Source organism: Dolichospermum flos-aquae CCAP 1403/13F (assembly GCF_012516395.1).
Classification (GTDB): Bacteria; Cyanobacteriota; Cyanobacteriia; order Cyanobacteriales; family Nostocaceae; genus Dolichospermum; species Dolichospermum lemmermannii.
In genome coordinates this window covers 1,697,098-1,722,391 of the sequence record NZ_CP051206.1, presented here as the reverse complement: position 1 = coordinate 1,722,391, position 25,294 = coordinate 1,697,098, and the positions used below count along the sequence as shown (strand labels likewise).

The 25,294-nt window shown below is 40.3% G+C and carries 24 protein-coding genes; 15 read left to right on the top strand and 9 right to left on the bottom strand.

Features of this window, described 5'->3' with window-relative positions:
* Positions 1-336: 336 nt before the first annotated feature.
* Positions 337-1,647 (bottom strand): competence/damage-inducible protein A, encoded by a 1,311-nt coding sequence (locus HGD76_RS08400; protein ID WP_168695499.1) that lies wholly within the window; start codon positions 1,645-1,647, stop codon positions 337-339.
* Between the two features lie 217 nt (positions 1,648-1,864).
* Here HGD76_RS08400 and HGD76_RS08395 point away from each other — a divergent pair, with 217 nt between their 5' ends.
* The 5 genes from HGD76_RS08395 (at position 1,865) to HGD76_RS08375 (ending at position 6,982) form a co-directional block, all read left to right on the top strand.
* Positions 1,865-2,071, top strand: coding sequence for a glycogen debranching protein (locus HGD76_RS08395; protein WP_168695498.1), 207 nt, complete (start codon positions 1,865-1,867; stop codon positions 2,069-2,071).
* Between the two features lie 125 nt (positions 2,072-2,196).
* The gene (locus HGD76_RS08390) at positions 2,197-2,883 is read left to right on the top strand and encodes a uracil-DNA glycosylase (protein ID WP_015080482.1); all 687 of its coding nucleotides are present in this window, start codon (positions 2,197-2,199) and stop codon (positions 2,881-2,883) included.
* Positions 2,884-3,216: 333 nt separating this feature from the next.
* The gene (locus tag HGD76_RS08385; RefSeq protein WP_407644801.1) at positions 3,217-4,074 is read left to right on the top strand and encodes a Tab2/Atab2 family RNA-binding protein; all 858 of its coding nucleotides are present in this window, start codon (positions 3,217-3,219) and stop codon (positions 4,072-4,074) included.
* A gap of 132 nt (positions 4,075-4,206) precedes the next feature.
* The gene (locus HGD76_RS08380; RefSeq protein WP_168695496.1) at positions 4,207-5,520 is read left to right on the top strand and encodes a TldD/PmbA family protein; all 1,314 of its coding nucleotides are present in this window, start codon (positions 4,207-4,209) and stop codon (positions 5,518-5,520) included.
* Between the two features lie 97 nt (positions 5,521-5,617).
* A complete protein-coding gene (locus HGD76_RS08375; protein ID WP_233467109.1) occupies positions 5,618-6,982 on the top strand; it encodes a serine/threonine-protein kinase in 1,365 nt (454 codons plus the stop codon).
* Positions 6,983-7,146: 164 nt separating this feature from the next.
* Here the strand turns inward: HGD76_RS08375 and HGD76_RS08370 are convergent, their stop codons facing one another.
* Entirely contained in the window at positions 7,147-7,314 is a 168-nt protein-coding gene (locus tag HGD76_RS08370) for a hypothetical protein (RefSeq protein WP_168695495.1), read from the bottom strand.
* Between the two features lie 520 nt (positions 7,315-7,834).
* Between HGD76_RS08370 and HGD76_RS08365 the strand changes: the two genes are divergently transcribed.
* Together HGD76_RS08365 and HGD76_RS08360 are read left to right on the top strand one after the other, a co-directional pair.
* The gene (locus HGD76_RS08365; RefSeq protein ID WP_168695494.1) at positions 7,835-8,188 is read left to right on the top strand and encodes a hypothetical protein; all 354 of its coding nucleotides are present in this window, start codon (positions 7,835-7,837) and stop codon (positions 8,186-8,188) included.
* Between the two features lie 306 nt (positions 8,189-8,494).
* Positions 8,495-11,104 (top strand): chloride channel protein, encoded by a 2,610-nt coding sequence (locus HGD76_RS08360; RefSeq protein WP_210967743.1) that lies wholly within the window; start codon positions 8,495-8,497, stop codon positions 11,102-11,104.
* A 77-nt stretch (positions 11,105-11,181) separates the two neighbouring features.
* Here the strand turns inward: HGD76_RS08360 and typA are convergent, their stop codons facing one another.
* The 3 genes from typA to HGD76_RS08345 form a co-directional block, all read right to left on the bottom strand.
* On the bottom strand, positions 11,182-12,972 hold the full coding sequence (gene typA / locus HGD76_RS08355; RefSeq protein ID WP_015080476.1) for a translational GTPase TypA: 1,791 nt from the start codon (positions 12,970-12,972) through the stop codon (positions 11,182-11,184).
* 162 nt (positions 12,973-13,134) lie between these two features.
* Positions 13,135-13,605, bottom strand: coding sequence for a type II toxin-antitoxin system VapC family toxin (locus HGD76_RS08350; RefSeq protein WP_148764174.1), 471 nt, complete (start codon positions 13,603-13,605; stop codon positions 13,135-13,137).
* Entirely contained in the window at positions 13,606-13,869 is a 264-nt protein-coding gene (locus HGD76_RS08345; protein WP_168695493.1) for a hypothetical protein, read from the bottom strand.
* Between the two features lie 118 nt (positions 13,870-13,987).
* On the opposite strand from HGD76_RS08345, the gene HGD76_RS25260 reads away from it, so the two are divergent.
* The gene (locus tag HGD76_RS25260) at positions 13,988-15,280 is read left to right on the top strand and encodes a serine/threonine-protein kinase (protein WP_233467105.1); all 1,293 of its coding nucleotides are present in this window, start codon (positions 13,988-13,990) and stop codon (positions 15,278-15,280) included.
* 92 nt (positions 15,281-15,372) lie between these two features.
* Entirely contained in the window at positions 15,373-15,945 is a 573-nt protein-coding gene (locus tag HGD76_RS08335; RefSeq protein WP_168695492.1) for an HD domain-containing protein, read from the top strand.
* A 142-nt stretch (positions 15,946-16,087) separates the two neighbouring features.
* Here HGD76_RS08335 and HGD76_RS08330 read toward each other — a convergent pair whose 3' ends face one another.
* Positions 16,088-17,104 carry a ribose-phosphate pyrophosphokinase gene (locus HGD76_RS08330; protein ID WP_168695491.1) on the bottom strand — a complete coding sequence of 339 codons (1,017 nt, stop codon included), beginning with the start codon at positions 17,102-17,104 and terminating at the stop codon, positions 16,088-16,090.
* A 545-nt stretch (positions 17,105-17,649) separates the two neighbouring features.
* On the opposite strand from HGD76_RS08330, the gene HGD76_RS08325 reads away from it, so the two are divergent.
* The 3 genes from HGD76_RS08325 to HGD76_RS08315 all read left to right on the top strand — a co-directional run bounded on the left by HGD76_RS08325 (position 17,650) and on the right by HGD76_RS08315 (position 21,386).
* The gene (locus HGD76_RS08325) at positions 17,650-19,344 is read left to right on the top strand and encodes a serine/threonine-protein kinase (RefSeq protein ID WP_168695490.1); all 1,695 of its coding nucleotides are present in this window, start codon (positions 17,650-17,652) and stop codon (positions 19,342-19,344) included.
* A gap of 62 nt (positions 19,345-19,406) precedes the next feature.
* Complete coding sequence (gene bioD, locus HGD76_RS08320) at positions 19,407-20,084, top strand: dethiobiotin synthase (protein WP_168697397.1); 678 nt, start codon at positions 19,407-19,409, stop codon at positions 20,082-20,084.
* Between the two features lie 84 nt (positions 20,085-20,168).
* Positions 20,169-21,386 carry a M20 family metallopeptidase gene (locus tag HGD76_RS08315; protein WP_168695489.1) on the top strand — a complete coding sequence of 406 codons (1,218 nt, stop codon included), beginning with the start codon at positions 20,169-20,171 and terminating at the stop codon, positions 21,384-21,386.
* Here HGD76_RS08315 and HGD76_RS08310 read toward each other — a convergent pair.
* Positions 21,383-22,054: an S-layer homology domain-containing protein gene (locus HGD76_RS08310; RefSeq protein ID WP_168697396.1), complete on the bottom strand. Its 672-nt coding sequence runs from the start codon at positions 22,052-22,054 to the stop codon at positions 21,383-21,385. The two genes, HGD76_RS08315 and HGD76_RS08310, sit on opposite strands and share 4 nt — an antisense overlap.
* 298 nt (positions 22,055-22,352) lie before the next feature.
* On the opposite strand from HGD76_RS08310, the gene rpiA reads away from it, so the two are divergent.
* The gene (rpiA, locus tag HGD76_RS08305; protein ID WP_015080467.1) at positions 22,353-23,063 is read left to right on the top strand and encodes a ribose-5-phosphate isomerase RpiA; all 711 of its coding nucleotides are present in this window, start codon (positions 22,353-22,355) and stop codon (positions 23,061-23,063) included.
* 166 nt (positions 23,064-23,229) lie between these two features.
* Here the strand turns inward: rpiA and murQ are convergent, their stop codons facing one another.
* The gene (gene murQ, locus HGD76_RS08300) at positions 23,230-24,177 is read right to left on the bottom strand and encodes an N-acetylmuramic acid 6-phosphate etherase (RefSeq protein ID WP_015080466.1); all 948 of its coding nucleotides are present in this window, start codon (positions 24,175-24,177) and stop codon (positions 23,230-23,232) included.
* A 39-nt stretch (positions 24,178-24,216) separates the two neighbouring features.
* On the opposite strand from murQ, the gene HGD76_RS08295 reads away from it, so the two are divergent.
* Positions 24,217-24,366: a hypothetical protein gene (locus tag HGD76_RS08295; protein WP_168694542.1), complete on the top strand. Its 150-nt coding sequence runs from the start codon at positions 24,217-24,219 to the stop codon at positions 24,364-24,366.
* A 10-nt stretch (positions 24,367-24,376) separates the two neighbouring features.
* On the top strand, positions 24,377-24,517 hold the full coding sequence (locus HGD76_RS08290; protein WP_168694541.1) for a hypothetical protein: 141 nt from the start codon (positions 24,377-24,379) through the stop codon (positions 24,515-24,517).
* A gap of 14 nt (positions 24,518-24,531) precedes the next feature.
* Here the strand turns inward: HGD76_RS08290 and HGD76_RS08285 are convergent, their stop codons facing one another.
* Positions 24,532-24,951 (bottom strand): DUF3110 domain-containing protein, encoded by a 420-nt coding sequence (locus HGD76_RS08285; RefSeq protein WP_148764188.1) that lies wholly within the window; start codon positions 24,949-24,951, stop codon positions 24,532-24,534.
* Between the last annotated feature and the right edge of the window lie 343 nt (positions 24,952-25,294).

Here is a 25,294-nt window from a genome sequence, read left to right as displayed (position 1 = left end):
TTTCTCTATAACCATACCCTCTTCATTAGCTATTGTCAAGCATTGTCTAGACCAAACTGTCACAAAGTGTAAGTACTGAGTCACAGAAAACCAGTATACAATAGACATCTAAATCGTAAGTAAGGCATCATTAAAAATAGGGAAAAGGACTGGTAACCGCTCAATAATTCGGGGTAAATCGTTCAATGACAAGCCTCAAATGGCGTAAAATCGTTCCCGAATAGGTAGTCCGCCCCCATTTACTGAGCAGATACAAGGACTGTGTAATCTGGTGTTTTAATTTTTAATTCCGGCTTGCGGTACTAGTACATCACGGCGTAAATAAAGCAACCATATTCAATCGCCAAAAAGCCTACTGTATATTAGTTTTGACTTTTGACTTCCGCCCTGCGGTACTAGCCTTTTTTGCAACTGTCGCCGCAGATTATCCAAAGCTGCATTTGCACTCACATAACGAATTAAAGACCGTCCCCGAATTGTTCCGAAGCGATGTTCAAAACTGATTACTTCGTTGCCAGGACCAGCTAAACCAATATAGACTAAACCCACTGGTTTGGTTTGGGTTCCCCCGGTTGGTCCGGCAATGCCTGTAATACTTAATCCCCAAGTAGTTGAGAGCCGATTTTTAACACCAATAGCCATTTGTTCAGCTACTGTCGCACTCACTGCCCCAAATTCCTCTAAATCCTCTGGGTTGACCCCTAATAGTCCAATTTTTACGGAATTGGCGTAGGAAATTACTCCACCCCAAAAGTAATCAGAACTACCAGAAATTTCCGTTAACATTTGTCCCAGTCCCCCACCGGTGCAAGATTCGGCTACAGATAGGGTTGCTCCCGCGGACCTTAACAAATTACCAACGACAGCAGCAAGGGTGTCATTATCAATGCCATAATAATCTAAGCCAGCAATTTCTATGAGTTGTTTTTCAATGGGTGTAATTAAAGCTTCTGCGGTTGTTGCGTCTGTGGCTTTAGCAGAGATTCGCAGTCTCACCTCTCCCTTGCCCGCATAGGGGGCTACTGTGGGGTTAGTTAAGTCAAAATAAGGGGCTACTTTTTCGGCTAAAGCTGATTCTCCAATTCCCCAAAATCTTAAACTACGACTATAAATAATTTCTTTTCCCCAACCTTGACTTTTCAGAAAAGGTACGGCGGTTTCTGTCCACATTCGATACATTTCGCTGGGAACACCAGGGAAGGTAAAAATAGTTAATCCCGGACGAGGTTGCCAAATAATACCCGGTGCTGTTCCTGTGGGGTTGGGTAAAATTTCTGCACCTTGGGGAATTAAGGCTTGTTTGCGATTATTGGCAGACATTACTCGTCCCCGTTGGGCAAATTTTTCGGTTATATCTTCGATAATATCGGCTCGTTCTATTAAAGATACGCCAAAAAAATCAGCGATAGTTTCGCAGGTGAGATCATCGGGTGTGGGGCCTAAACCACCGGTGAAAATGAGAATTTGTACTCTGGAAGCGGCAATTTCTATCACTTCTTTAAGTCTGTCTGGATTATCCCCGACGACGGTTTGATAGTAGTGAGGAATGCCTAACTGTGCTAACTGCTGGGCAAGATATTGGGCATTGCTGTTGAGGATATCTCCTAGCAGCATTTCTGTACCAACGCAAATAATTTCTGCACTCATGGGATTAGGAAGGAATTGGGAAGAGGAATTTGGGAGGAACTGGTGATATTAAATACTCGGTTAAATATAGGACTAATATTTGATTTTGACAATCAGGTATTTCCATATCTATATCTATCACGCTTCTTTCCCTGTTAACTATTCTTGTACATAAATTCAATAAACATTATAAAATTAAAGATGGCGGTTTTAACACGATATTTTCAAAAGATAAACTATGAATATTTGGGTAAATGAACAAATTGATCCTTCTGGGCTGATTCACGCCTGTATTGCCTCTTGTGATGAATCTCAGGCTAAGGATTGTCATGAATCGTTTAAGACTAATCTCACAAACTCTCAAAAGGCAGAGGGCTGGATTGCCAAATTAAGGATAGTTAAATCTTGGGATGATGTGCCAGTTAATGCTTTAAAACTTGATTAATTAGAGTGTGCTGTCTGGAAAAAAGGGTAGACAAAGCCCCAATCTAATTCTGTCTATTAATTGATAGGATGGGTGGTAATATTTGCGTTAATATTCTGGAGTTTCCAGTTACCATTCTAAATTCCATGCAGCATGAAACTCAACTTAGTTTATTTGATAACTCTAGCTTAAACCAAAAAGAGCTAATTACTACCAGTAATAAAATTCCCATTCCGCCGGGAACTTATGACAATGTAGAGGAATTGACAAAACATTGCAATGGCTGTCAGCGTTGTGCATTAAGTGAAAACCGGACTCATGCTGTGGTCGGCCGTGGTAATCTCCAAGCGGAAATTATGATTATTGGGGAAGCACCGGGAAAAAATGAAGATGAAACAGGTTTACCATTTGTAGGTAGATCAGGACAATTACTAGAAAGTATCTTAGCTTCGGTAAATTTAAGTACAGAAACAGATATATATATTGCCAATATTTGCAAGTGTAGACCACCGGAAAACCGTGTACCAACTAATGAAGAAGCTGCTGCTTGTAAACCATATTTATTTGAGCAGATTCGCCTAGTTGACCCCAAAATTATCTTATTAACAGGTGCAACTTCTGTGAAAGGTGTGATTGGTGACAAACGCCCGATTACTAAAATTCGCGGTCAATGGTTAGAGTGGGAAGGGCGTTTATGTATGCCTATTTTTCATCCCTCTTACTTGTTGCGTAACCCTTCACGGGAACAAGGAAAGCCTAAATGGTTAATGTGGCAAGATATACAGGTGGTTCGGGCTAAGTTTGATGAATTCAAAAATCAGGATCAAAATTAAATAGGTTGGCGTTAAAAATTGTCGTTACAGCACTTCCCGGTGTTATGAGGTTATCTAGCGGGCAAGACTTGTACTGAGCTTGTCGATAGCGCAGCGTGGCGTTAGCCATAGTATGCCCGCACTACAAGAGTTTCATGATTCAACTTTGTACCTCATAAGAGCGGAAACCGCTGTATGACTAGGGAACAGGGAACAGGGAATAATTTTCCCAATTACCAATTACCAATTACCAATGACCAATTACCAATGCTCCTGTAAGTTGGTAAAGTTAGGAAATCACAAAATATCAAGTCATCAGATTTTTACCACTAAAACATGGGCAGCCAGAGAAAAATGTATTGGGAACTCGATTTTTACTCCCGTCCGATTTTGGACGAAAATCAGAAAAAAGTATGGGAAATGTTAGTGTGTGAAAGTCCTGTAGATATTGGTACACAAACGGATTCTCTGTTTCGCTATGCTAAATATTGCCCAAGTACCCAGGTAAATTCGGGTTGGCTACGGACAGCAATCCAGGAAGCGATAGAAGAAGCCGGTGCTTCCCCCACCAAAATCCGCTTTTTCCGCCGCCAAATGAATAACATGATTACAAAATCCTGTGAAGATGTGGGAGTACCCGCTGTACCAAGTCGGCGGACTTTGGTTCTTAATCAGTGGATACAGCAGCGCATGAAGGAAGTCTACCCCCAAGAACCGGGATATCAGGGAGTAGCCAATCCTTCTGTGCGTTTGGATAAGCCCTTACCTCAACGTTTACCAGATGCTTTAGAAGGAAAACAATGGGCTTTTGTGACATTAGAGGCTAGTGATTTGGCTCAAATGCCGGATTGGGAAATTGGTTTTGGTGAAGCTTTTCCCCTAGAGTTGGCGGAATTACGCCCAGAAACTCGGATTCCGGGAATTTTGATTTTCTCACCCAGGGCTTTACCCATAGCAGGTTGGATGTCTGGTTTAGAAATGGCTTATTTGCACTTTGACACCAAACAAGGCAACAGGTTGATTTTGGAAACGGGGGCTACGGAAAGTTGGGTGGTGGCTAATATCCGCACTCCTGAACTTTTGGCAGAAGCACAGGGCTTTGCGGTAGCTAAGGAACAAGCCAATGGCGTACATTTTATTGGTGTCCAGTCTGATCCTCAATCTCAAGATTTTGCGGGATTTTGGCTATTACAAGAAATCAATTTGCCCTAATTTGTCAGTGGTCCGTTGTCAGTGGTCAGTTGTCCATTATTTGGAATTTGGTAAGTTGATGACACGCTAATGGGATAATAGACTGCGACGATTAAGCGATTTATATCCAAAATTCATAATTCATAAAGGGACATGGGTTCTGAAAATTTGTTACAAGATACACTGGCTCAACAACTGCTAGAACTTGCCCTCAAGTCTGGTGCTGAGGCTGCGGAAGTGTATCAATCACGATCGCTTTCTCGACCAGTTTTTTTTGAGGCTAACCGTCTCAAACAACTAGAAACCAGTCAATCTGAGGGTACAGCCCTACGACTATGGCGGGATGGTTGTCCCGGTTTGGCGGTAGCTTATGGCGATGTTGATCCCCAAGCTATGGTGGAGAAATCTTTGGCACTGAGTCACTTAAATCCACCAGAAGTAGTAGAATTAGGGAGTCATGGCGGGCAATCCTACCCGGATTTAGGCACATCTGTATCTGTTGAAAGGTTGATTAATTGGGGTAAAGAGGCGATCGCCCTAATTCGTGATGTCTATCCAGATATTCTTTGTCATAGTGACTGGGAATGCGATATAGAAAACACCAAACTCATTAACAGCAAGGGTTTAAATTCTCACCACACTGACACCACACTTAGCTGCTATATGTCAGTAGAATGGGTCAGAGGTGATGATTTTCTCAGTGTTGCTGATGGTCAAACCCAACGCGATCAACTCAATCCAGAGAAAGTAGCCAGTCAAATTTTACAGCGATTAAATTGGGCTAAAGAAAACATTCCTAGTCCCAGTGGTCGCTGTCCTGTATTGTTCACTTCTAAAGCAGCAGATATGCTGTGGGGAACTGTGCAATCAGCTTTGAATGGTAAACACATTTTAGAAAAAGCTTCTCCCTGGGCTGATAGATTGGGTAAACCAGTTATTGCCCCCACCCTTACCCTGTACCAAAATCCAGCAGCAGGACCTTATAGCTGTCCCTTTGATGATGAAGGTCAACCTACTCAGTCATTAGTATTTATCGAAAATGGGATTTTACGGAATTTTTATAGCGATCGCACCACTGGACGACAATTAAACAGTGGTAGCACTGGTAATGGTTTTCGTCCCGGTTTAGGTAGTTATCCCACACCAGGGCTATTTAACTTCCTAATTCAACCCGGTGATATTTCCCTCTTAGACTTAATTAGCAAGATGGATGATGGCTTAATTATCGATCAAATGTTAGGTAGTTGTAGCGGACTATCAGGTGATTTTTCCATCAATGTTGATTTGGGCTATCGGGTCAAAAACGGTCAAATAATTGGCAGGGTAAAAGATACCATGGTAGTAGGGAATGTCTACACAGCCTTGAAACAAGTAGTGCAACTAGGTGGAGATGCAGATTGGAATGGTTCTTGTTATACACCATCACTGATAGTAGAAGGACTATCAATTACTGGGAAAAATAGTTAATATTATAACATCCCAGATCCCCGACTTCTTGAAGCAGTCGGGGATCTAACGCAATGATATAATTAGATTCATCTCCACCGTATCTACTATCAAGGGTATGATTATTTGGCAACCAGGGCAACAAATTAACAACGGTAGATTTATTATTCAAGGTAAACCCTTGGGTAGTGGTGGTTTTGGGACTACCTACAAAGCCTTAGAACCCAGAACAGGTAAATTATACGCCATTAAAACCCTCAACCAGCAAATGCAATTGCGAGAGGATTTTGCAGAACAACAGGTTAAGTTTATTAACGAAGCCTTGACAATTAAAGGTTTTGATCATAAGCATATTCTCAAAGTCAATGAAGTCATTCAAGCAGGTGAGCTTTTTGGCGTGGTGATGGAATATATTGATGGAGTAACTTTATTTCAATATCTTCAGCAAAAGGGACAACTTGCTGAAAGTGAAGCACTATCATATATAGATCAAATTGGTCAGGCTTTAGAATATATTCACGTCAAAGGCAGTTTACACCGCGACATTAAGCCTCAAAATATTCTTTTACGTCAAAATAAACAAGAAGCAGTTTTAATTGATTTTGGTTTAACTCGCAGTATTGCTACTAAAAGCATGACAAATTCTGGCACAGAAGGTTATGCACCTATTGAACAATATCGTCGGAAAGGGAGTTTTGGTTCTCATACCGATGTTTACGCTTTAGCTGCTACTTTATATTATCTGCTGACGGCTGATGGACTCAACAAAGAGGGGGAAGTTAGTCCAGTACCCGCAACTAACCGGAAATATGATAATGAACCTTTACCAGCGCCAAAACATTATAATTCTCGCATTAGTCAGAGGGTGAATGATGCTATTTTAGCAGGGATGGAAATAGAACCGGAAAACCGGACTCCGACGGTTTTGAAGTTTCGGGAAAATTTGGGTTTGGTAAGAACCCCACCCCCTAACCCCCTCCCCGCAAGCGAGGAGGGGGGACTAGAATCATCCTGTGGAATGGACTACAGGAAACTGCGTGACTACCTCGCACAAGGGAAATGGAAAGAAGCAGACGAGGAAACAAGACGGGTCATGTTAGCAGTTGCGAAACGGGAAAAGGAAGGTTGGTTAAATATTAAAGATATTGATAATTTTCCCTGTGAAGACCTCCGCACCATTGACCAGTTGTGGGTAAAATACAGTGATGGTAAGTTTGGTTTTTCTGTGCAGAAACGAATTTATCAAGGTTTGGGTGGAACGAGAGAATATAACTATAACAGCGAAATTTGGAGACAGATTTGTGACAAGGTAGGATGGAGAAAAGGAGGAAACTGGTTGCACTACGAAGATATTACTTTTGACAAGAAAGCACCAGAAGGCCACCTCCCCTCTGCAACCTTTCGCTTAGAAGCACCGGTGTTCCCCAGGGGGGATGGGGGACACCACCCCTGGGTGGGTCTTCTCTCGCGTCGAGACTTGTAGTCTGTAACATTTAAGGGTTACAGAAAATTATTAAGTCTGAATCAGGATAACCAGGATTAAAGGATTAACAGGATGGTAATTTATAGATGGTTTGTTTGGTGATGAAATTTGCATTTGTCAGAATCAGGATAACCAGGATTAAAGGATGTACAGGATGGTAATTTTTAGATGGTTTGTTTGGTGATGAAAGTTGTATTTGTCTGATAGCGTAGCGTGGCGTTAGCCATATCAGGATAACCGGGATTAAAGGATGTACAGGATGGTAATTTATAGATGGTTTGTTTGGTGATGAAATTTGCATTTGTCTGATAGCGTAGCGTGGCGTTAGCCATATCAGGATAACCGGGATTAAAGGATGTACAGGATGGTAATTTATAGATGGTTTGTTTGGTGATGAAATTTGCATTTGTCAGAATCAGGATGTCCAGGATTAAAGGATTAACAGGATGGTAATTTATAGATGGTTTAAATTATTCAAAAACAATCATTCAAAAACATCCTGAAAAATCCCCAAGTTCCAAAAAACAATCATCCAACAACATCCTGTAAATCCTCAAATCCTGGAAATCCTGATTCAGACAAAAAAAATCCCCAACTCCCCACAAAAAATCATCCAACAACATCCTGTAAATCCTCAAATCCTGGATATCCTGATTCAGACAAATAAAATCACCAACTCCCACCAAAAATCATCCAACAACATCCTGAAAATCCTCAAATCCTGGACATCCTGATTCAGACAAATAAAATCACCAACTCCCACCAAAAATCATCCAATAACATCCTGTAAATCCTCAAATCCTGGACATCATTTAGATATAATATAATAAATTGCCAGCAGGAGTATTACTTATGACAGTAAAAAAACTTATTCAAGCAGAAATTGACAGAATACCAGAACAAGAGCTAGATAACCTTTATCAATGGATAAAAGAATTTACAGATAAAATAAATAGTCTAAAAAATGGGATTTTCTCACCCCAAAATATACCACCAGAAACCTTGGAAACAGCAGAAAAACATCTTTCTAATTCTTATCCTTACCACGATTTAGATTATCTTGCTGGAACATGGACAAAAGAAGATGAAACTGAATTTTTACTTAATACTGAACAATTTAATGAAATAGATCAACATGGTGATTTTAAAAGTATAGAAAATTTAAAATTAGGTAATTGTTTAGCAGATTTTATTTATGAATCATAATTGATCATTATACTTGAAACCCACATCCTGTAAATCCTAAAATCCTGAGTATCCTGATTCTGACAAAAATACTTTTGGAAAAGCAAACCCCTATATATATGGGCGCACAGATTTCCACTATATTTAAACTATAACTGAAACTTGGAAACTTGTCAATAGTATTTTTTAATAATTTTACTGTCTTTTCTTATTCAAGCTTATCAGTAAAAATACTTAATAAGCAAAATAAGATATCTATCTAAAAAACTCAAGAAAGAGTTAGTTTTAAATTAAAATTTAAAGATTAAAAATTAAAACTTAAAAATTATGATTTCCCTGCCATTGCTAACCCAGTATTTTCGGAACTTTTGGCAACCTAGAAAGGGTTTAGCTATTGCAGAAGCATCTATAATTGGGATAGTAGCCGCTTTATCTGCGGTATTACTCAAACAAGGTTCAGGGTGGTTAGGAACATGGCGAGTGCATACTACCCATATTTTTCCAGCTTGGATATCTCTACCGATTATTGGTGTAAGTTTGGGTTTTCTCTCTGGTTGGTTAGTGCAGCGGTTAGCTCCAGAAGCGGCTGGTAGTGGCATTCCCCAAGTTAAAGCTGCTTTGGCGAATGTGCCAATTAAACTATCATGGAGAGTAGCTTTTGTCAAGTTAATCAGTTCGATAATCGCCTTGGGTTCGGGGTTAACCTTGGGAAGACAGGGACCTACAGTTCAAGTTGGTGCGGGGTTAGCAGCGGGTATGAGTCGTTTAGTTCCTACCTCTCCAGATCATCGCCGACAGATGATTGCAGCGGGGGCTGGGGCGGGTTTAGCAGCGGCTTTTAATGCACCTCTAGCCGGGGTATTATTTATTATTGAAGAGTTATTACAAGATCTATCAGGTTTAACTTTAGGAACGGCAATTATTGCTGCTTTTATTGGTGGTGTAATTTCCCGGTGGTTGGGTGGTGGGAGTCTGCAATTAGACTTAAAACTAATTGACTATTCTAGCAGTTTTTCTTTATTAGAAATTCCGGCTTTATTAATTTTAGGAATTTTAGCGGGTTTATTAGCAGCTTTATTTAATCGGGGATTAATTTTCAGTATTCAAGCTTATCGCCGTTTACATATTAGTTTACCTTTACGAGTGGCTTTAGCTGGTTTGGCTTCTGGTTTGATTATGTCCTTACTACCAGAAACTTTTCGAGATAATACAGGTTTGCGGGAGTTTATGATTGCCAGTGAACCGAATATTCCTTTAGCGGGAATTGTCTTTATTGCCCAATTTATTTTAACCTTAATTGCCTTTGGTTCGGGTGCACCAGGAGGATTATTTGCACCAAGTTTAATTTTAGGTTCTTGTTTAGGACATATTATTGGCGTATGCGAATTGCAAGTATTTGGATTTGGTTCACCGACTACCTACGCCTTAGCCGGAATGGGGGGATTTTTTAGCGCGGTTTCCAAAGTTCCGATAACGGCGATTGTCATTGTTTTTGAAATGACGACAGATTTCAATTTAGTATTACCTTTAATGGTGGTATGTGTGACATCTTATCTAGTGGCTGAGAAGGTTGTTCCCGGTTCACTCTATGACAAACTTTTAAAATTAAATGGCATCATTATTAAAAAAGATAGTCCAACGGAAGGGATATTAACTCAATTAACTGCTAAGGATGTCATGCAGCGCATAGTGGAAACTTTAGAATCAAAAATGACAGGAGATGAAGTTATTAAAGCCTTTTCTCGTTCCCATCATCGCGGTTTTCCTGTAGTCGAAAATAATAAATTAGTGGGCTTAGTTTCCCAAACAGATTTACAGAAAATCCGTGATCATCTCTTCCCCCATGAAACTCTTTTAAAAGAGATTATGACACCTAAACCGGTGACGGTGACACCAGCAGATAGATTAAGTCATGTTCTCTATTTATTAGATAGATATCAAATTAGCCGTTTACCTGTAGTAGATGGAAAAAAATTAATTGGGATTATTACCCGTGCCGATATTATTCGCGCCGAGGCAGATCATTTGAATGGCGAAAATGGGGTGACAGGTCCCCAAGCAGAACCTTCTTATTTAGTTTATCAAACTCGATCGCCTAGTATTGGGAGAGGGAGATTATTAGTTACCATTGCTAACCCGGAAACCGCCCCGGCTTTATTAGAAATGGCTGCTGCTATCGCCCGCGATCGCCATTATGAAATAGAATGTTTACAAATCATCTTAGTATCCCGTCATGTTTCTCCAGCGGAAACCCCAGTTAACACCGCTAAAAGTCGCCGTTTACTCCGACAAGCCGAAGGTTTAGCCAAAAAACTGCACATTCCCATTCATACCCAAATTCGTGTCGCCCATGATATCGCCCAAGCTATTTTAGAAACTACCAAGGAACGATATATAGACTTAATTTTCATGGGTTGGAAGGGAAATACATCTACCCCTGGCAGGATTTTTGGCAGCGTAGTAGATACTATAATTCGTCAAGCAAACTGTGATGTTGTCTTGGTCAAATTAGGCAATAATTTCCATTCCTACCAGCAATTTAAACGCTGGTTAATACCAATGGCTGGAGGACCAAATGCACCTATTGCCATTAAATTATTACCTGCTTTAGTAACTTTGGAAAACGACATAGAAATCCGCTTAACTCAGGTAGTTAAACCTGGGGAAGTTGCACCAGATATGACGGTTTTAGAGGAATCTACTCGTCAATTAATGCGTCACCGCAATTTACAAAGTAATGTTGTCGCTGCATCTTTGCAAGCTGAATCTGTTACCGCTGGAGTCATTGAATTAGTCAAAACTGAAGATTTCGACGTTGTAGTTTTGGGTGCTTCTCGTGAGGGATTATTACAACAAGCAATTCAAGGTAATATTCCCGAAGCAATCGCATCTGGTGTTGATAGTACCGTAATTTTAGTCAGAAGTGCAATTTCTTAACTATGATTTGTGTGATTTACCTGATTTATATGAGTTTATAATTTTAATCAGGGTGGGAAAACCCACCCCTACAGATATTAGCGTTTTACCAATTTCTTGGACATCTTGCGAAGACGAATAGATTCAGGTGTAACTTCCACCAACTCATCTTGAGCAATGTATTCCAAAGCACGTTCTAAATTCATATCTATGGGTGTTTGTAACTGAGTAAGTTCTTCACCACCAGATGAACGGTGGTTGGTTAACTGCTTCGTTTTACAAACGTTCAATTCCAAATCTTGGGGACGATTATGTTCACCAATAATCATCCCTTTGTAAACCTTAGTTCCTTCACTGATAAAGAACGCGCCTCTATCTTCACAGTTTTTCATCGCGTAGGAAGTAGAAACACCTTCTTCAAAGGAGATGAGAACGCCTTTGTTCCGGGCTTCAATATCACCACAAAGGGGACGATAATCAAGGAAACTGTGGTTCATGATGCCTTCACCGCGAGTCATTCGCATGAATTCACCTCGGAAACCGATTAAACCACGGGCTGCTACGATAAACTCTAGTTGGGTGCGATCGCCACCACCAGGCTGCATATCTTGCATTTCCGCTTTCCGTTGTCCTAACCGTTCAATACAGCTACCAACTGCGTCCGCGGGAACATCTAATGCTAGAAGTTCAAAAGGTTCGCAATTTTGACCGTTAACTGTACGGTAAATTACTTGAGGTTGGGATACTTGGAACTCAAAACCCTCACGGCGCATGGTTTCGATTAAGATGCCTAGGTGTAATTCACCACGACCAGAAACCAGGAATTTATCAGGAGAGTCGGTGTCTTCAACGCGCAAAGCTACGTTGGTTTCTAATTCGCGGTATAAGCGATCGCGGATTTGCCGAGATGTTACCAATTTACCTTCTTGACCAGCAAAAGGTGAATCATTCACCCAGAAGGTCATTTGCAAAGTTGGTTCATCCACCTTAATTAATGGCAGAGCCAGAGGTTCATTAGGATCTGTAATAGTTTCGCCAATATAAGCATCAGCAAAACCAGCTACAGCCACAATATAACCTGCGGTAGCTTCTTGCATCTCTATCCGTTTTAAACCTTCAAACCCCATCAGCTTGGTAACTTTGCCCTTGACAATGCTGCCATCTTCTACTACCAAAGCAGCTTGTTGTCCAGCGCGGATAGTTCCATTGTGGATTTTACCAATGACAATCCGGCCTAAATATTCTGAATAATCTAGGGTGGTAACTTGTAATTGTAGAGGCTTGTTAGGATCTCCCACTGGTGCAGGAACGTGGCGAAGAATGGCATTAAATAGCGGCTGCATATCTACTGATTCTGCTTCTAAGCTTTCTTTAGCGAAACCAGCCATACCGGAAGCAAACAAATATTTAAAGTCACACTGGTCTTCATCTGCACCTAATTCTAAGAACAGATCCAAGACCTTATCAACAGCAATGTGGGGGTCAGCTTGGCCACGGTCAATCTTGTTAATAACAACAATAGGACGGAGACCTTTTTCCAAAGCCTTTTTCAAGACAAAGCGGGTTTGGGGCATTGGTCCTTCATTGGCATCAACAATCAGAATACAACCGTCTACCATGCCGAGTACCCGTTCTACTTCTCCGCCGAAGTCAGCGTGTCCAGGAGTATCAACAATATTAATCAGGGTTTCTTTGTAGCGAACCGCTGTATTTTTAGAAAGAATTGTAATGCCTCGTTCCCGCTCTAAATCATTGGAGTCCATGACACAATCCGGAACGTCTTCGCCTTCGCGGAAAATGCCGGACTGTTTGAGGAGAGCGTCAACCAGGGTGGTTTTACCGTGGTCAACGTGGGCGATAATGGCGACGTTACGAATTGGGAGCGTCATAGATGATTTGGGTAAACTTTAAGGTTTTTAGATTAAGAAGCTTATTTTTGGTCGTTTTAACAGAAGTGGAGATGATTTGCCAATTCTGTAACGAACCTTTAATAATTCTAGCGTAATTGTCACAAATATTGTTATTTTGATAATAAATATCAAGAGCATGGTTTAGGTTGAAGAATAGTTGTGAGGATTTTTCACAAGCAAACCTGCACTGACAGCGGCTATATTCAATTCTTTATCAGCAGATACAAAAGTTAATTGAGGTAAACCATTTGCAATGCAAAGGGTATTTATGGACTCAGCAGCAGCTAATTGAACTGCATCATAGCCGCGTAAACAATATTTTTCAGCTAATCTCATTCCTGAATTAATGATATTGTCTGTAATTTCTATCACTTGATATTCAGATTCGATATCATTTTTTAACTGATGGTAGACCATTGTAGCATCTTGAATATTAATACTTCCAGCCCTCGTTCTTCTACTAATTGCCGCAGTAATCTCTACAGCAGTAATAGCAGCAATAAATACATCATTTTTTAACGTAGGATTGCACAAGCTAACAACCCAACCTGAACCTATTTCCGCAACGTAGCGTTTAACTAAGGCGCTGCTATCTAAAAAATAAACAGACATTTAGCGACGTTCCTCAATAATAGTTCGAGAAACGGGGTTTCCTTGTGCCTGAATAAGTTTTCTTTCATGTTGTTTACTGTCAGCAGGTTGTTTAATTTGTTTCACCAAACCAGAACTTAACAGTGCTTGATGAAATTTTGTGATTTGATTAACTTGTGCTTTATCAGTTAGACATATTTGGATAGCTTGATTAAGTTGCTGTAGTTCATCTTGTTCTAAACTATCAAGCTGATTGAGAATTTCCTTGAGAATTGTTTGTGGCATAGGTTTTTAGTTTGTAGTCAGGTGTCTTCTACTATTTTAGGCAGATAATAACCTGAAATTAGCACTTACAACTAAAATTGTGCCAAAATGAACTTATAAATCTATAAATTTACAGGTTATGGCTTGGTTATCAGGACAGGAATTACAAAATGGTAAATATACCATAGAAAAAGAATTAGGTGAAGGTGGTTTTGGGATCACTTATCGCGCTAGAGATAATCAGGGAAATTTCGTTGTTATCAAAACTCTAAATGATGCAATCCAAAAACGTGCTGATTTTGCTAAATTTCAACAAGACTTTCTCAACGAAGCCATTAAATTAGCTAAATGTAGTCATCCTCATATTGTCCAAATTTACGAAGTCATTCATGAAAATGATCTTTGGTGTATGGTGATGGAATATATTGATGGGGAAGATTTAGGAACTATAGTAGAAAATCAAGGTATTTTATCTGAAACTGAAGCATTACGCTATATTCAGCAAATTGGATCAGCATTAACTGTAGTTCATGATAATGGCTTATTACATCGAGATATTAAACCACAAAATATCATGTTGCGTTCTGGTAAATCAGAAGCAGTGTTAATTGATTTTGGGATTGCGCGAGAGTTTTCCCAGAATTTAACTCAAACACATACGCAAATGTTAGCTGATGGTTTTGCACCAATTGAACAATATGATAAAAAAGCAAAACGGGGAGCATTTACAGATGTTTATGCTTTAGCTGCAACTTTGTATTCTGTGTTAACTGGAGAATTACCAACTATATCACCAATGAGAGCAATTGGTACAGAATTAGAAGAAGCAAAAAAGATAAATTCTAGTATTAGTGATAAAGTAAATCAGGCGATAATTAAAGGGATGGAAATAAAGCCGGAAAATCGTCCTCAGTCAATAAGTGAGTGGTTATCTCTTTTGAATATCCAAAAAACCAGCAATAATACTATTCTTTCCGCCACACAAATTATTGAAGATAAGATTATTCATGAGTTTAAAACTCATGTTGATTATAAAAGTTCTACAGCAGGATTGCTAATTCATCATAAAGAAAGTAGCTCAGACCTCGCATTGCATTATCATATAACTATCTCTGATACCCACGCCTTTAACTTTGGTGGAAATGGATTTGCTGTATTCCGAATTCCGCGAAAGTATCATATAGTAGAATCAGTGACATTATTGCCGAAAAAAGAAGTCCTTGATAGATGTTTAATTGCTTATGAATTATTCAAAACTTGGGATTATGGTTTATTGGGTTGGAACTGTGAACACTTTGCTAGATTAGTCACAACAGGAGAAGCAATTAGTTATCAAGTGAAAGAGTCAATATTAGCATTTTTAAATAATAATGGTTATCATCCATTAGCAAAAGAAATGATGGACAAAGCTTATCAAACTGCAAAATACTAATTTAGTTAAAAACACTAACCTCTTCCTTCTCTTCCTCTTCCTTCGTGTTCTTCGTCCCTTCGTGGTTCATTTCCTATTAATATCATCTAAAAATGCTATCAGAAAGATTTACCCAAGCGCTTACCTACGCCCACGAACTCCACGCCACCCAAAAACGCAAAGCTGGGGATATTCCCTATATTACCCATTTACTAGGAGTAGCCAGCATAGCCTTAGAATATGGTGCTAATGAAGATGAAGCGATCGCTGCCTTACTACATGATGCCATAGAAGACCAAGGTGGAGCAGCCACCAGAGCAGAAATTCGCCGGCGGTTTGGGGATCATGTCACTGCTATTGTTGATGGTTGCACAGACGCAGACACCACACCTAAACCCCCTTGGAAACCCCGGAAAGAAGCCTATATTGCCCATATTGCCACCGCTTCCGCTTCAGTATTGCTAGTTTCTGCTGCTGACAAACTCCATAATGTCCGTTCAATTCTTAAAGATTATCGGATTATCGGTGATGCAGTTTGGGAACGGTTTCAAGGTGGCAAAGAAGGCACACTTTGGTATTATCGTTCTTTAGCAGATGCTTTCCAGAAACATCAAATTACGCCCTTAGTGGCAGAATTAGAAAGGGTAGTTGCCGAATTAGAAATTTTAGCTGCATACAAAAAATGAAGAACGAAAACTTTCATCCTTCATTATTTACAGCATATTGCAGGTTACAGGAAGTACAAAGTTATCATGCTTTTACTCCTTCTTTCTTCTTCCTGACTCCTGACTCCTTTTTTCTTCCTTTGGGAAGATAGTTATTTGTTGATTAACGGAATAGACTACTGAGTGAGCTATCTTCGTGAATCCGCCAAATTGCTTCTCCCAGCAGATTAGCGACTGAAAGCGTCACCAATTGCGGAAACTGATTAGCCTCTGGGATGGGAATAGTATTAGTGACTATAACCTCCTCAAAGACCCCACTTGATAACCTTTCAATAGCAGGTGGTGAAAACACAGCATGAGTAGCACAGGCATATACCTGACTCGCCCCTTCTTGACGCAGTAAATTAGCCCCCGCCGCAATCGTACCGCCAGTATCAATCATGTCATCCACCAATATGGCAATTTTGCCTCTCACATCACCAATCACATTTAAGACTTCGGCAACATTATGAGCCTGACGGCGTTTGTCAATAATTGCTAGAGGTGCATCATTCAATTTTTTCGCAAATGCCCTAGCCCGTGCGACCCCACCCACGTCAGGGGAAACCACCACAATATCCTGTAATCCTTTACTAATGAGATAATCCAGGATAACTGGTGAACCATATACATGATCAAAGGGGATATCGAAATAGCCCTGAATTTGAGCTGCGTGTAAATCCATTGCTAGAACTCGGTTAGCGCCTGCTTGGGTAATCAAGTTAGCAACTAATTTCGCAGTAATTGACTCTCTACCGGCTGTTTTTCTGTCAGCACGAGCATAACCATAGTAAGGAATTACTGCTGTAATCTGTCGTGCAGAAGCCCGACGACAGGCATCAATCATAATTAGTAATTCCATCAAATGATCATTGACGGGTTGACAACTGGGCTGGATTAAATAGACATCACAACCCCGAATAGATTCTTGGATTTGAACATAAAGTTCTCCGTCCGCAAATCTTTTGCGAATCATCGGACCCAAGTCCATACCTAGATAACGAGCGACTTCTTGCGACAGTGCCAGATTGGCAGAACCGGAAAACAGCCGTAAGCGATTATTGTCAGGTAGTCCCGTTGCCATTGACTGGACGGGTATTGTTGCAGAACTTAGCACAGCAGATCCTCGAAGTGCATTCATAGAAATATCATCAGAGATTGAGCAAATTTAGCCAAAATGGATTAAACAAATAATATTGATCTTCAAGTTAACCCTGGGGGTGTTAGAAAACCGACGATTAAATAGCAGCGAAAGTGCAAACAATTATTCTATGATACTTATTACCAATTAACGACCTCGTGAATTGAAGATTAAATATTTATGTTATGAATCAAAAAGAACCTAGCAAAATTATCTATACCTCGAACTTCCATATTTATATATTTCCCGGAAAGCTGATGGCTGAATGCCTACCATTAAAGATCAACTTTGACATTGCTGTGGATGCCAATTGATTTATTTATCCCGGATTATACCTGCTACTATATTGGACAAGTCCTGACTAAAGTCCGAATGTCAGAATAGAATAATGCCAGACTTGTCTCTAGTATACACTTCCTTGTGGGCGGGGTGACTGAGGAAAATTACGGAAGCCACAATTGAGACACTTTGAGTCATGTTGTGGACAGGCGATAGTTTTGTTAAGTTCTAGCTCTGTTGTTATTATTATATTCAATCAATAGACCATGCAATCACCGATTACAGTTGGTACTATCCTACAAAATCGTTACCACATAATTCACATTATTGGACAGGGGGGATTTGGTAGAACCTATCTAGCAGAAGACCAAAGACGCTTTAATGAACTTTGTGTGCTTAAAGAGTTAATTGCCCCAGGCACGGGAACATCCGGTGGAGAAAAGGCACAAGAGTTATTTGAACGAGAGGCTGCTATCTTGTATCAAATTGAGCATCCACAAATCCCCAAATTTCGGGAAAAATTTGCCCAAAACGAAAAGTTATTTTTGGTGCAAGATTTTGTGGGTGGTAAGACTTACCGGAATTTGCTCAGAGAACGCCAAGATGTTGGCACAACTTTTACTGAAGCAGAGGTATTGCATTTATTACGCACTTTGTTGCCTGTTCTTAGTTATATTCACGGTCAGGGAATTATTCATCGGGATATCTCCCCAGAGAATATGATTTTACGGGAAAGTGATTCCCTGCCTGTATTAATTGACTTTGGAGTAGTCAAGGAGTTAGCCACAAAATTACAATCCTCAAGCCCCACACCAGTAACTACTGTAGGTAAATTGGGTTATGCGCCTAGTGAGCAAATGCAAACGGGTAGGGCATATCCTAGTAGTGATTTGTATGCGTTGGCTGTGACGACGATAGTTTTGTTGACGGGGAAAGAACCCGCAGACTTATTTGATGAGCAGGAACTAATATGGAATTGGCAACAGTGGGCAACAGTAAAACCGGAATTCGCTCAAATTTTGCAGCGAATGTTGAGTTATCTGCCGGGGGAACGGTATCAAAGTGCCGCTGATGTTACTCAGGCACTGCTGAACACAGGCTATAGTAGTCAACCTGCTGCTAATTTATCTCATCTACAAACTATCGCTATCGGGCATCGTCCTGAACCGATATCAAAAACATCTGAAAAGCCGCAACCTTCAGTTAATTCTGGACAAAGTAGCTCTATTTTGGATAATGCTTGGGCGTTGGCAGGAATTGGCGGTGTTGTGATTATTTTAGCAGGGTTCGGTTCTTGGACTTTGGTGAATTCACTGAAAAATCAGTCTCGTCCAGCAACAGAAACAATCACAACCCCACAATCATTTCCGTCTCCAGTTATTCCTAGTGGGACATTATTAACACCAACTCCAACACCCACAGTAACTAATAGTGAACCTGTGATTAACCGTCAACGGCTGAGATTAGACAAATCTAACAAGGCGACAATTGACGGAACACTGAGGGAAAATGAATTGGTTGAATATAGTTTACAAGGTAAGGTTGGGGAAAAATTAACTGTGTCTGTAAATGAAAACAGTGGGATTGTACTGACGATTTTAACTGCTAATGGTGAAATCATTAATACTCAAGATCAACAATCTACTTCTTATGAAGGAATATTAGCTAATGATGGGAGATATATTATTCGATTAGGTTTGTCTGGGGGTGTTTCGGAGGTTAATTATAGTTTGAATGTAGCTTTAGAAGCACCAATACCAACGGAAACGCCAACTCCCACAGAAACGCCAACTCCGACGGAAACGCCAACCCCCACGACTTCCCCTACTCCCACAGAAACGCCAACTCCCACGACTTCCCCTACTCCCACAGAAACGCCAACTCCCACAGAAACGCCAACTCCCACAGAAACGCCAACTCCTACAGAAACGTCAACTTCAGGGTTTAATGGGACAAATTAACGTTTTAACGTTAAATTATGAAAAGAAGCAAATTAAGTTGTCATTTTTAGCAAAAAACGTTGTTGAATACTTTACTGATTGCGGGAACTGATACGGATGCTGGTAAAACTGTTGTCACAGCAGCAATAGCCGCTTATTGGCAAAAATATTATCCCCAGCGTAGTTTGGGGATGATGAAGCCAATTCAATCGGGGTTGGGTGATAGGGAACTGTACCAAACTCTGTTTAATTTGGACCAGTCACCAGAAGAAATTACACCTTTGTATTTTCAAGCCCCTTTAGCCCCTCCCATAGCTGCGGCGAAGGAAAATCGTCAAATTGATTTAGCGATAGTTTGGCGAACTTTGTTGGCTTTGCAGAAACAACGTGATTTTGTGTTGGTGGAATCTTTGGGGGGTTTGGGTTCACCGATTACTGATGAGTTGACGGTGGCTGATTTGGCGGGTGAATGGCGATTACAGACTTTTTTGGTGGTGCCGGTCAGATTGGGGGCGATCGCTCAGGCTGTTGCTAATGTAGCATTAGCTAGGCAACATAAAATCAATCTGCGCGGAATTATTCTTAATTGCACCCAACCCCGCACCAAGGAAGAAATTGCTGATTTAACACCACCAGAGTTAATTCAATCATTGACAAATATTCCCATTTTAGGTTATGTTCCCTATCTGGAAAATCCCAGAGATTTGGAACAACTTGCAAAAGTTGCTGCGGCTTTAGATTGGGAAATATATTGTAGCTAATGGGTGATTGGTAATTGGTAATGGGTGATTGGTAATTGGTAATTGGTAATGGGGAAGAGTTTTTTTAATTTTTAATTGATAAATATGGTTTCTACATTTCCTTTGGCTTCAACGGTAAATCTTAAAAATGTGCGGTTAGCAATTCGGGCTTTGCAACCGCAATTAGTAGAGTGGAGAAGACAAATTCACCAAAAACCAGAATTAGGTTTTCAGGAAAAAATTACCGCTGAGTTTATTGCCGAAAAGTTGCAAAGTTGGGGAATTGCACATCAAACAGGTATTGCAGAAACGGGAATTGTGGCGATTATTAAAGGTGAAAAATCTGGGCATGGTAAAGTATTAGCAATACGGGCGGATATGGATGCTTTACCTATTCAAGAAGAGAATGAAGTTCCCTATTGTTCTCAACATGATGGTGTGATGCACGCTTGTGGACATGATGGACATACAGCGATCGCTCTCGGTACGGCATATTACCTCAATCAACACCGACAAGACTTTAGTGGCACAGTAAAAATTATCTTCCAACCCGCCGAAGAAGGTCCTGGTGGGGCAAAACCGATGATCGCAGCAGGTGTATTGAAGAACCCTGATGTTGATGCCATTATCGGTTTACACTTATGGAATAATCTGCCATTGGCAACTGTGGGAGTCCGCGCTGGGGCATTAATGGCCGCTGTAGAATTGTTTCGTTGCACCATTTTTGGTAAAGGTGGACATGGGGCAATTCCTCAGCAAACAGTAGATTCTATCGTGGTAGCGGCGCAAATAGTCAATGCTTTACAAACTATTGTTTCCCGTAATATTAACCCCATTGATGCGGCTGTGGTGACAGTGGGAGAACTCCACGCCGGCACAGCAGTTAATGTGATTGCTGATACCGCAAGAATGGGTGGGACAGTGAGATATTTTAATCCTGATTTAGCAGGTTTTTTTAAAGACCGCATTCAACAAATTGTTGGGGGAATTTGTCAAAGTCACGGTGCAAATTATGACTTAGATTATATTCATCTTTATCCACCAGTTATCAATGATGCGGAAATCGCGGCATTAGTTCGTTCAGTTGCAGAGGAAGTGATAGAAACCCCCCTTGGTATCGTTCCTGAGTGTCAAACAATGGGTGGGGAAGATATGTCATTTTTCTTGCAAGAAGTTCCCGGTTGTTACTTTTTTCTTGGTTCTGCAAATCCAGAGAAAAAATTAGATTATCCTCATCATCATCCCCGATTTGATTTTGATGAAACGGCTTTACCAATAGGTGTGGAAATGTTTGTTCGCTGTGTAAACAAGTTTTTGGCTTAAAATGGAGAAATACTGGGAATTACAGGTGTTTCTGATTCCTGCTGTTGACGTTGTAAATACTTACTCAGCACATAAGCTAAATCTCCTCTTGTCATGGGGTGTTGTGGGTAAATATTACTTTGTGTATCCATATTCACAAATTCTTCAGCAATGACTGTAGCGATAGCTTTCCTAGCCCAATCAGGTATATTTATAGCATCTGGATGTAATGAAAGAATTTTATTAACGGTTTGCTCAGAAAATTGGAAAACCCCATAAGCTTGGGCGAAAATCGCTAAACCTTCGGCTCTAGTAACCCTTTGATTGGGGAAAAATAGATTTCCTCGATAACCTTTCATAATATCAGTTTTCAAAACTATCTGAACATCTTTATATGCCCAATGAGAAGGAGGAACATCAGGGATAAATAGAGATTTTTTTTCAGGAATAATAGCCCGTTTATCTAAATAAAATGCCTTCACTAAAATTGACGCTAATTCTGCACGACTAATTAACTTATCCTGATAAAATTTACCATCGGGAAAGTTATCCATTAACTTAGAATCAACTACCTTTTGGATATACTCTGAACTAGTAACAGGGATTGGATCTGGTGATTGTTCTTGGGCAATAATTGGGGAATTTTCGAGCAGTGTGATTAAAGTCAATGCACCGAGTAATTTTTTCATTTTAGCTATCATTTTCTAACTAGATTATTGATATTGACGGTGATTGCATAATTGAAGTTGCTGATTTTCTAGATAATTAAAAATAAAGATTTTTTAAATATAATTGATAAACCTTTATCTTTATAACAAATTGTCTGTAAATAAAATCCAAAATTTCGCTCAAAAATCAAAAATCAAGGGAGTTTTAGTTCTCAATCCTCAATTCTAAATTCTAAATTCTAAATTCTCATTACCAATTTTATAATACAGTTGGCTGTGATAGTATTTTCTATAGCCTTAATTGTTCAGGAGTTAAAGAATGTCCATACCAGCAGATCCAGTTAAATTGATGAAGCAAGAAGTTGGCAAAGCGGCCGCCAATTTAGTAAAATCCGGTTCAATAGTTGGTTTGGGTACAGGTTCAACCACAGCTTACACCATTCAGTATTTAGGAGAACGCCTCAAATCAGGGGAACTCAAAGATATTGTCGGTATCCCCACCTCATTTCAATCAGAAGTGTTAGCAAAAGAGTATGGCGTTCCCCTCACCACTTTAGACGCTGTAGACCATATTGATATTGCCATAGATGGGGCAGATGAGGTAGACCCCCACAAAAACTTGATTAAAGGTGGTGGTGCGGCACATACCCGCGAAAAAGTTGTAGATTACCTAGCAACACAGTTTATTGTCGTCGTTGATGGTGGTAAGTTAGTAGAGCGCTTGGGTTCTAGTTTCGCTGTACCAGTTGAAGTTATTCCTATGGCACTTACCCCCGTCACTAATGCCATTAAAGCACTTGGTGGTAAGCCAGAATTGCGGATGGGTGTGAGAAAAGCCGGACCTGTGATCACTGATCAAGGTAACATGGTTTTGGATGTCACATTCGATAGCATTGATGACCCTGTAAACCTGGAAAAAACCCTGAATAATATTCCTGGTGTTTTGGAAAATGGCATTTTCGTCAATTGTGCAGATATCGTGCTTGTTGGTGAAGTTATTGACGGTAAACCTGTAGTCAGACAACTTTAAATTAGTACCTAATCACATAAATTACAAAAGAAGGAAACTCTTAACTGGGAACAGATAAGAAACACTCATTTGCACCAGTTTAGAGCTTCTGTCAAAAAAAAGATGTTTTTAAAAGATGCGTAGCCCGAAAAAAACAGTTCGTCACCGAATCAGAATTTAGAATGAATTATTCCTGACTTTTCTTATTCTTGGCTTTTATGTCTGGTTGACAGCTAGTTACAGCCAGTCGAAGATTGCCTTGATGGCTGGCTAGTAGTTGTTTCCCAAATTCTTGGTCTAAACCAGTCCAGTGCATTAATAATGCCAATTTAACCGATTTACCACTATGTTCTAGTAAAAACCCGGCTGCTTCTCGACTTAAACTAGTTAAGTCTTGTAAGATCCGTAAAGCGCGATCATGTAATTTTTGATTCGTGACAGCGACATCAACCATGCGATTCCCATACACTTTACCTAGTTTAACCATTACCCCAGTCGAAAGGGTATTTAACACTAATTTTGTCACCGTCCCCGCTTTTAAGCGAGTAGAACCAGCTAAAATTTCTGGTCCTGTCAATAAACGAATATCAATATCAACTTCAATACCGACTTGTTCTGTGGGAACACAGGCTATAAAAATAGTCTTAGCCCCCCGTTGACGCGCTGCATTAATGGCACCGTGAACGAAAGGCGTTGTTCCCCCAGCCGTGATGCCGACGACTACATCCAGTTGCGTGATTTGTCGTTGCGCGATCGCCGTTTCGCCATCTTCCGCTCGATCTTCCAAATCCTCGGAACTGCGGACTAATGCTCCCGCACCACCAGCAATAATCCCTTGTACCAATTCTGGGGAAGTACAGAAAGTAGGTGGACACTCGGCAGCATCTAATACTCCTAATCTGCCACTTGTCCCTGCACCCACATAAAATAAACGGCCACCTTGACGCAGTTTTTCTGCTGCGAGGTCAATAGCTGCTGCTAACTGAACTTTAGCCGCTGCTACTGCTGCTACTGCCTTTTGGTCTTCGCTATTAAATAATTCTACCAACTCTAAAGAGTTGAGTTGGTCTAAATTGAGACTATGGGGATTAACTTGTTCGGTGAGCAGATGCCCGCGTTCCTGGAAATTTGTCATTTGTGTATACTGTGTTAGTTGTTAGTTGTCAGTTGTCAGTTGTTAGTAGGGGCGAAGCATTTGGAAGATAAATTATCGGTCATTGCCAAAAATAGTTCTCCAAATGCTTCGCCCGTACAGTTGTCAGTTGTTAGTTGTCAGTTGTCAGTTGTTATTTACGACCAATCACCAATGACCAATGACCAATGACCAATGACCAATGACCAATCACCAATCACCAATCACCAATCACCAATCACCAATCACCAATGACCAATCACCAATCACCAATCACCAATCACCAATCACCAATCACCAATCACCAATTACCAATCACCAATCACCAATCACCAATAACTAATAACTAATAACAAACTATAATAAACCTTCCAGTTGACGACGAATACTATCTAAATCAGAATTAACACTTTCTGGGGCAGATAGACTGGTAGGGAAGAAGTTTTTATCAGCATCCTCTATTTGCGCTTGGGCTTGCCAATCAGTTTGTTCCACGTTCGTTTCGGGTGGAATTACTAATTCACTGTTTTCAGCCACAATTTCCCAAGTATAGCCAGTGCTTTGGCAAAATTCCTGAACATCATCAGCATTCATCATCTCCACTGTCGGGATAGCGAAGTCTTGAGCTTCTAACATTAAAGCAAAACGGGTGGCATCGTCCTCTGATTCAAACATGAGGATTTTATTACCTTCTAAACCTTGGGCATTGCTAATCCGAATGCTGTGAATTCCTTCATTATCAGTACCAGCATTGAAAATCAGTACAAAAACACGCATTATCCATCCTTTGATTGATTAGTTCTCTAATTTATCTTAAAGTTCTAGGTTGTACATTCGGGAAAATCTCTAATAATTTTTGTGTGATTGCGGGAAATCAGGCATAGACCAAAAGATATAGTTCTCTAATTTTGCCAAAAACCTAGCTGTAATTTTTGCCATCATCCGGCTATACTCTAATAGACATCTGGTGAAAATTAAATACGGGTCAGCAAGACACTACAGTAGTGTGGGCATCTTGCCCGCGTGAGCCAGACGCTCACACTACAACAAACTACTAGTAGTTAAACGTAGAATTATGTCAAAATTAGTATTTTGTATTCTTCCAGATATCTGGTAATCC

Coding starts and splice junctions, on each gene's coding strand:
- HGD76_RS08400 (WP_168695499.1), bottom strand. CDS start 1,647: ATGAGTGCAGAAATTATTTGCGTTGGTACAGAAATGCTGCTAGGAGAT.
- HGD76_RS08395 (WP_168695498.1), top strand. CDS start 1,865: ATGAATATTTGGGTAAATGAACAAATTGATCCTTCTGGGCTGATTCAC.
- HGD76_RS08390 (WP_015080482.1), top strand. CDS start 2,197: ATGCAGCATGAAACTCAACTTAGTTTATTTGATAACTCTAGCTTAAAC.
- HGD76_RS08385 (WP_407644801.1), top strand. CDS start 3,217: ATGTATTGGGAACTCGATTTTTACTCCCGTCCGATTTTGGACGAAAAT.
- HGD76_RS08380 (WP_168695496.1), top strand. CDS start 4,207: ATGGGTTCTGAAAATTTGTTACAAGATACACTGGCTCAACAACTGCTA.
- HGD76_RS08375 (WP_233467109.1), top strand. CDS start 5,618: ATGATTATTTGGCAACCAGGGCAACAAATTAACAACGGTAGATTTATT.
- HGD76_RS08370 (WP_168695495.1), bottom strand. CDS start 7,314: ATGGCTAACGCCACGCTACGCTATCAGACAAATGCAAATTTCATCACC.
- HGD76_RS08365 (WP_168695494.1), top strand. CDS start 7,835: ATGACAGTAAAAAAACTTATTCAAGCAGAAATTGACAGAATACCAGAA.
- HGD76_RS08360 (WP_210967743.1), top strand. CDS start 8,495: ATGATTTCCCTGCCATTGCTAACCCAGTATTTTCGGAACTTTTGGCAA.
- typA (WP_015080476.1), bottom strand. CDS start 12,972: ATGACGCTCCCAATTCGTAACGTCGCCATTATCGCCCACGTTGACCAC.
- HGD76_RS08350 (WP_148764174.1), bottom strand. CDS start 13,605: ATGTCTGTTTATTTTTTAGATAGCAGCGCCTTAGTTAAACGCTACGTT.
- HGD76_RS08345 (WP_168695493.1), bottom strand. CDS start 13,869: ATGCCACAAACAATTCTCAAGGAAATTCTCAATCAGCTTGATAGTTTA.
- HGD76_RS25260 (WP_233467105.1), top strand. CDS start 13,988: ATGGCTTGGTTATCAGGACAGGAATTACAAAATGGTAAATATACCATA.
- HGD76_RS08335 (WP_168695492.1), top strand. CDS start 15,373: ATGCTATCAGAAAGATTTACCCAAGCGCTTACCTACGCCCACGAACTC.
- HGD76_RS08330 (WP_168695491.1), bottom strand. CDS start 17,104: ATGAATGCACTTCGAGGATCTGCTGTGCTAAGTTCTGCAACAATACCC.
- HGD76_RS08325 (WP_168695490.1), top strand. CDS start 17,650: ATGCAATCACCGATTACAGTTGGTACTATCCTACAAAATCGTTACCAC.
- HGD76_RS08315 (WP_168695489.1), top strand. CDS start 20,169: ATGGTTTCTACATTTCCTTTGGCTTCAACGGTAAATCTTAAAAATGTG.
- HGD76_RS08310 (WP_168697396.1), bottom strand. CDS start 22,054: ATGAAAAAATTACTCGGTGCATTGACTTTAATCACACTGCTCGAAAAT.
- rpiA (WP_015080467.1), top strand. CDS start 22,353: ATGTCCATACCAGCAGATCCAGTTAAATTGATGAAGCAAGAAGTTGGC.
- murQ (WP_015080466.1), bottom strand. CDS start 24,177: ATGACAAATTTCCAGGAACGCGGGCATCTGCTCACCGAACAAGTTAAT.
- HGD76_RS08290 (WP_168694541.1), top strand. CDS start 24,377: ATGACCAATCACCAATCACCAATCACCAATCACCAATCACCAATCACC.
- HGD76_RS08285 (WP_148764188.1), bottom strand. CDS start 24,951: ATGCGTGTTTTTGTACTGATTTTCAATGCTGGTACTGATAATGAAGGA.